Origin of the sequence: Streptomyces sp. ISL-99 (assembly GCF_018614005.1) — a bacterium.
In the GTDB taxonomy this organism is placed as follows: Bacteria; Actinomycetota; Actinomycetes; order Streptomycetales; family Streptomycetaceae; genus Streptomyces; species Streptomyces flavidovirens.
Map to the genome: position 1 here is coordinate 1 of NZ_JAGGPC010000049.1, position 5,345 is coordinate 5,345.

Genomic DNA, 5,345 nt, shown 5'->3' on the forward strand with positions numbered 1-5,345 from the left:
ACAACTGCGGCTGCAGTACTAGCCCACGCTCGGAAGAGCCTTCAACCCCTGGTATGCCTCTCGGAGATCCGCAGCTTCCGGAAGTTGTCGCGCTTCCACAGTCTTGACGACTTCCAGCGCACGCCAATGGTTCGACGGGACGATACGGCCGGACAGTATGGCCCGTTGTGCTGCGTTGCACGCCTCATCCAGCCGGTCGCCACCGAGTAAAGCCAACGACAGGTCGATATTCGCTGACGCGACCCGACGCGGCCATTTCTCGATATCGTCAGCGGGAGCCAGCCGGGCAATCACTTCCCGAGCGTAGGTCTCCGCCGCTGGATCTCCGACCCATGCAAGCGTTGTTGCTGTGTAGGCCAGAGCCTTACCAGGGTCGTACTGGTAATGATGCTCGGTACCTTTGCGCGGAACGAGTGCGGCCGACATACGCTGAACACGATCTATGGCCGCGTAGGTTTCCGGACCTTCCCCTAGACGCGCTCTCGCCCTGCCTTCTTGCGCCGTCGCCTGAATGGCAACCGACGATCCGACTGGTGCTAGATCTTGCGCAATCTTCGACAGTTCCAGCGCGCGCACGTATTCGCCATCCGTGAGGACCCGCCAAGCGTCCGTCTCGTAACACCACGCCTCAATTTCCGGGTGCTCGGCGTGTTGCGCGAGTGACGCCGCTGTCTGCAAACGGGCCGTCGCCGCGTGTTCCTGGTTCAGGTCGATATGGAGTGTGGCCCCCAACAGTTGGAACCATCCCCCGACCCGGTAAAGACGGCGCTGTTCCGCAAGCGTCATACGCGCATCCATGAGGTGCGAGACGTACGCCGAATACTTTCGCACCCTTTCCAACAATTCCTGCGGCGGGGAGACGGGGTATTTCATAGCCAACTCATCAAAGGAGTTTTCCAGTCGGCTCAATGTCTCCTTTCCCACATCGCTTGCTGATACTCGACGCGCCAATTCGAGAGCGTCAAATTCGTCATCGCTATTCGGGGACGTGGCAGCGAGCCATCCATTAGGAGACTGCGGCGGCGCGTAGGCATCGGGGACCAGCAGCGCGTCAAGCTCATTCGCCGTGACCGCCAAAGCCTTAGCGATCTTCGGGCGCTGCCACGGTTGGGGGTCGTTCTTTCCGTTCTCCCAGCGCTGAACAGTAGAGCGATCTACGCCGACCGATTCCGCGAATTCCTCTTGATTGAGTCCGCACGCTTTCCGGCGCTCCGCGAATCTCCGCCGCCTGCTGGTCATCGTTGGCCGGTCCTCCCTCGTGCGGGTGCCTCTTCCCTGGTCAGCGTAGCCAGTGCGGCCAGGGTGCGGCAGGACTGCGGCCTTTCTGCTGTGGTGCCGGGCCACTCGCCGCGCTTCTCTGAGCCAACACCCCACAGCATCACTGGACTTGACGGAACAAGCGGGATGGTGACCATGGCGAACGACCTACCGAAGCGGTTACCCCGCGACGGCGCGGCGGACCTTGAAGCGGCCGTTCAGCGGCGCGAGTTCTACCGGCTGACTCCGGACGTGGTGCCGCTCCCGGCATGGCTGCCGTTGCCGTTGCACGCGGTGCCGACCAGGGAGACCACGACGCCTACGCGCTGCCTGCTGCGGGCCGTTGAGGCGGGGCTACTCCGGAGGTTGCGCAGTGAGTGACACCACGGCCGTACCGACGCTTCACAGCCCCGCCCTTGAGCCAGTGCCCGTCGACGGCTGCCGCATCTGTAGCGCAGCCATAAACGGGCGCGAGTCGGCGCGTGAGCGCGGCAGCGTCGGGAGCGTCCGGGAGTTCAACGCGATCGCCTCCCAGCACCCCCACCGCCGGGCGACTGATCGAACGGGGGCGGAGCGGTGAACCGTGACTACCCCGACGACCACGGTGAGCCCCCGCTCAGGTCGGCGCTCACGTTCCCGCCGTGCGTATGTGGGCTTCCGGAGTGCCCCGACACCGTTGCCGACGACGAGTCGAAGCACAGCCGGGCGGACGACGACCGATCTTTCAGCCCGACCATGCAGCGACTTCGGCCCCTGGTCGAGAAGGAGAACCAGCGTGCGGGTGGGGGCTGGTACTAGTGGCCGCTGAGACGGTCGAGAAGGCCACCGTTGACCCCTACGCGGGCACGGCATACGCGAACAGCCCCGATGGATGGTGGACCGAATACGGGGGCGCGCTAGACGTGGAATCCGGCGTCGTCTTCCTGCCCGGCCCATTTCACCCCCCGTCGCTGTTTCACACGGATGAGTGCCCGAACTGCCGAGCCCCACGAGGTGACGCGTGAGGGTCGTAAGGCGCTTCGGCTGGAGCGCATTCGTCTTCACCGTAGCCGCGCCGAGTACGGCGATTCCCACCCTGGCCGCTACCGGCCGCCTATGAACTCCCGCCCCTGCCGGACGTAACCGAACTCGTTCCCCCACGCATTCGGAATTTCGGCGGGGGCGGGGCACCAAACACCAACGGTCGCAAGGAGACGCACAATGAGCGCTGCCGGAAATCGACTGTTATTCGCATGGTTGGAAGTGACGGGACTCTGTGACGAGTTCTGTGATCACTGCTACGCGGACAGTGGCCCAAAGGGCACCCACGGGGCCATGACCGTGCAGGACTGGTTGAACGTGATTGACCAGCTTGCGGACATGCGCACGCTGGATGTCCAGTTCATCGGGGGCGAACCGACCCTCTACCCGAGCTTGCCCGCGCTGATCAAGCACGCCCACGGGCGGGGCCTCGGAGTCGAGGTGTTCTCGAACATGACCCACATCCGTGAGGAATTGTGGGGCGCGTTCACGGCATACGGCGTCAAGCTCGCCACGTCGTACTACTCGGACACCGCCGAAGAACACGACCAGGTGACGCAACTCCGGGGCTCGCACAAGAAGACTCGCGCCAATATCCAAAAGGCGCTGGAACTCGGTATCCCGCTGCGAGGGGGAGTCGTCGCCGTACGGGACGGGCAGCGCGTACAGGAAGCGGCGCAGGACCTTACGGGGCTCGGCGTCGGCACGGTCGGCGGAGACCGGACCCGCGCATTCGGGCGGGCGAGCAAGGGAGCCACGCCGACCATCGCGGACCTGTGCGGGCACTGTGCCCACGAGAAATGCGCCATCGGTCCGACCGGCGAGGTATGGCCGTGCGTTCTCGGCCGATTCCTGACTATCGGCAACGTGCTGGAAAAGCCGATCTCGGATATCTGGGGTGGCGCACAAATGGCCGATGTGACGGCCAAGATTACGGCGGTGCACGGCGCGGGCATCCAGTCGTGCACGCCCCCGCAATTCCTCCCCATGTGCGGTCCGTGCGGTCCGTGTGTTCCCTCGGTCGGGCACTGTGACCCGAAGGAGGCGGACAGCGTGGCGGGCGCGGCTACGATCGGCGCACCGGCTTAACCCGCTGCGATCATCAGGAGTGCACAAATGGACGATCATGGGGACGACTTCGGGGTCTGGGGGTGGGACTTCGAGAGCAACGCCCCACAGCGGACCGACGAGGAATGGGCCACGACCGCTCGCTACATTCGCCATGCGGCGAACAAGCTGGGTCCGCAACTCCCGCTGTGCCTACCTGGTGAACCGCAGGAATGCGGGCGGACCGCTCAACAGCATGTGTTGGCGTGGGCGGCGCATCTAAAGGCCGTTGCCCATAACCTGATCGAACGATCCACCCCCAGCGAGGCAAGGGGGACTCATGCAATCGGCCCCCTCTACCAGCGGCGACTAGCTGAACTTCGGGCACAGACTGCCCCTGTGCAGACCCAACGCTGATCCTCTCCCGCCCCGTCCGTGTGCTGCCCCCGTGGCGCATGGGCGGGGCTTCTCGCTGCGCTGACCTGCACACATGTCAAGTTGCCAGGGTGTAGGGTTCACCGGCTGCCGGTCGTAGCGGAACTCCCCGTCGTAGTCGTCCTCCAGGATCAGGCCGCCCGTACCGCGCGCCCAGTCCACGGCAGCCGCGCGCCGGTCCGGATGCAGCGCCACCCCGACCGGGAACTGGTGGGCCGGCGTCAGCAGCACCGCGCCCGCGCCCCGCAGCTCCCCCAGCTCCCCGGTGCGCGAGCCGAGCGCGTCGAAACCCCAGCGCCGGAGTGCGCAGCCCGGCCTCCGTGAGCAGGTCCCGGTGGAAGTGGAGCCCGTACGACTCGACCGCCACCTCCCGCACCCGCCGCTGCCTCAGCGCCTTCGCGACGAGCATCAGCCCGTGCACGAAACCGGAGCAGATGACGACCCGGTCCGGCGTGGCGCGCACGCCGCGCGCCCGCGCCAGGTACTCGGCGACGGCGGTACGCAACTCCACGCGCCCGCGCGGGTCGCCGTACCCGAACGCCTCGTGCGGCGCGGCGGTCAGCGCGCGCCTGGCCGCCCTCAGCCACTCGGCGCGCGGAAAGGACGCGAGGTCGGGAGAGCCCGGCATGAGGCTGTACGCCGGTTCGCGGCGCGCGCTGCGCCGCGTCACGGTGGCCGGCGCCGCCTTGCGCGGCGCGGCCACGGCCCGCCGCGCGACCCGCGTGCCGGAGCCCTGGCGCGCGGTGAGCCAGCCCTCGGCGACCAGTTCGGCGTACGCGTCGGCGACGGTGTTACGGGCGACCCCGAGGTCGGCGGCGAGCGAACGGGAGGACGGCAACCGCGTCCCCGGTGCCAGCCTGCCCGTACGGACGGCTTCGCGCAGGGCGTTGATCAGGCCCGCACGCAGCCCCGAACCGCCCAGCTCGACATGCAGGTCGACCCCGTAGGTGGCCCATGAATCTGTCACGGAAGTGGACCATACCCGTGGGCTACCGGGCCTGTAACGTCGTCCCCATGACGACAGACAGGACCCCCACGACCAGCGGATACGCCCCCGAGCACACCCCCCGCCTGGACATGGCGAAAATGGCCCCCGAGGTCTACAAGGCCATGATCACACTCTCCGCCGCAGCGAAGAAGGGCCTCGATCCGGTCCTCGTCGAGCTGGTCATGATCCGTGCCTCTCAGATCAACCACTGCGCCTTCTGCCTCGACATGCACACCAAGGAGGCGCTCGCCGCGGGCGAGACCATCGAGCGGATCATCCAGCTCGCAGCCTGGCAGGAGTCCCGGCACTTCTACACGGAGCAGGAGGCGGCGGCACTCGAACTCACGGAGGCCGTGACCGTCCTGACCGAAGGGTTCGTCCCCGACGAGGTGTGGCAGAAAGCCGCCAAGCACTTCGACGAAGCCCAACTGGCCCAGCTCACCGCCGTGATCTCGGTCATCAACTCCTGGAACCGTTTCGCCGTGACCACCCGCATGGTCCCCGGCCACTACACGCCGGGCGCGTTCAAGCGCTGAGACCGAGCCGAAGCGAGTGGACCGGCCGTGCCCGCCGGGTACGGCGGGCACGGCGGGCACGG

General features: G+C 66.8%; 4 protein-coding genes and 1 pseudogene. 3 read left to right on the top strand and 2 right to left on the bottom strand.

Annotated elements, in window-relative coordinates; genetic code table 11:
* Nucleotides 1–18: 18 nt before the first annotated feature.
* Nucleotides 19–1,239 (bottom strand): helix-turn-helix transcriptional regulator, encoded by a 1,221-nt coding sequence (locus tag J7E91_RS28560; protein WP_214909513.1) that lies wholly within the window; start codon nt 1,237–1,239, stop codon nt 19–21.
* Nucleotides 1,240–1,413: 174 nt separating this feature from the next.
* On the opposite strand from J7E91_RS28560, the gene J7E91_RS28565 reads away from it, so the two are divergent.
* Nucleotides 1,414–1,638: a hypothetical protein gene (locus J7E91_RS28565; RefSeq protein ID WP_214909515.1), complete on the top strand. Its 225-nt coding sequence runs from the start codon at nt 1,414–1,416 to the stop codon at nt 1,636–1,638.
* Nucleotides 1,639–2,457: 819 nt separating this feature from the next.
* The gene (locus tag J7E91_RS28570; RefSeq protein WP_214909516.1) at nt 2,458–3,366 is read left to right on the top strand and encodes a radical SAM protein; all 909 of its coding nucleotides are present in this window, start codon (nt 2,458–2,460) and stop codon (nt 3,364–3,366) included.
* A 474-nt stretch (nt 3,367–3,840) separates the two neighbouring features.
* Here the strand turns inward: J7E91_RS28570 and J7E91_RS28575 are convergent.
* Nucleotides 3,841–4,726: pseudogene (locus J7E91_RS28575) on the bottom strand (PLP-dependent aminotransferase family protein); the annotation flags it as partial.
* A 47-nt stretch (nt 4,727–4,773) separates the two neighbouring features.
* Between J7E91_RS28575 and J7E91_RS28580 the strand changes: the two are divergent.
* Nucleotides 4,774–5,283, top strand: coding sequence for a carboxymuconolactone decarboxylase family protein (locus J7E91_RS28580; protein WP_214909517.1), 510 nt, complete (start codon nt 4,774–4,776; stop codon nt 5,281–5,283).
* Nucleotides 5,284–5,345: the final 62 nt, after the last annotated feature.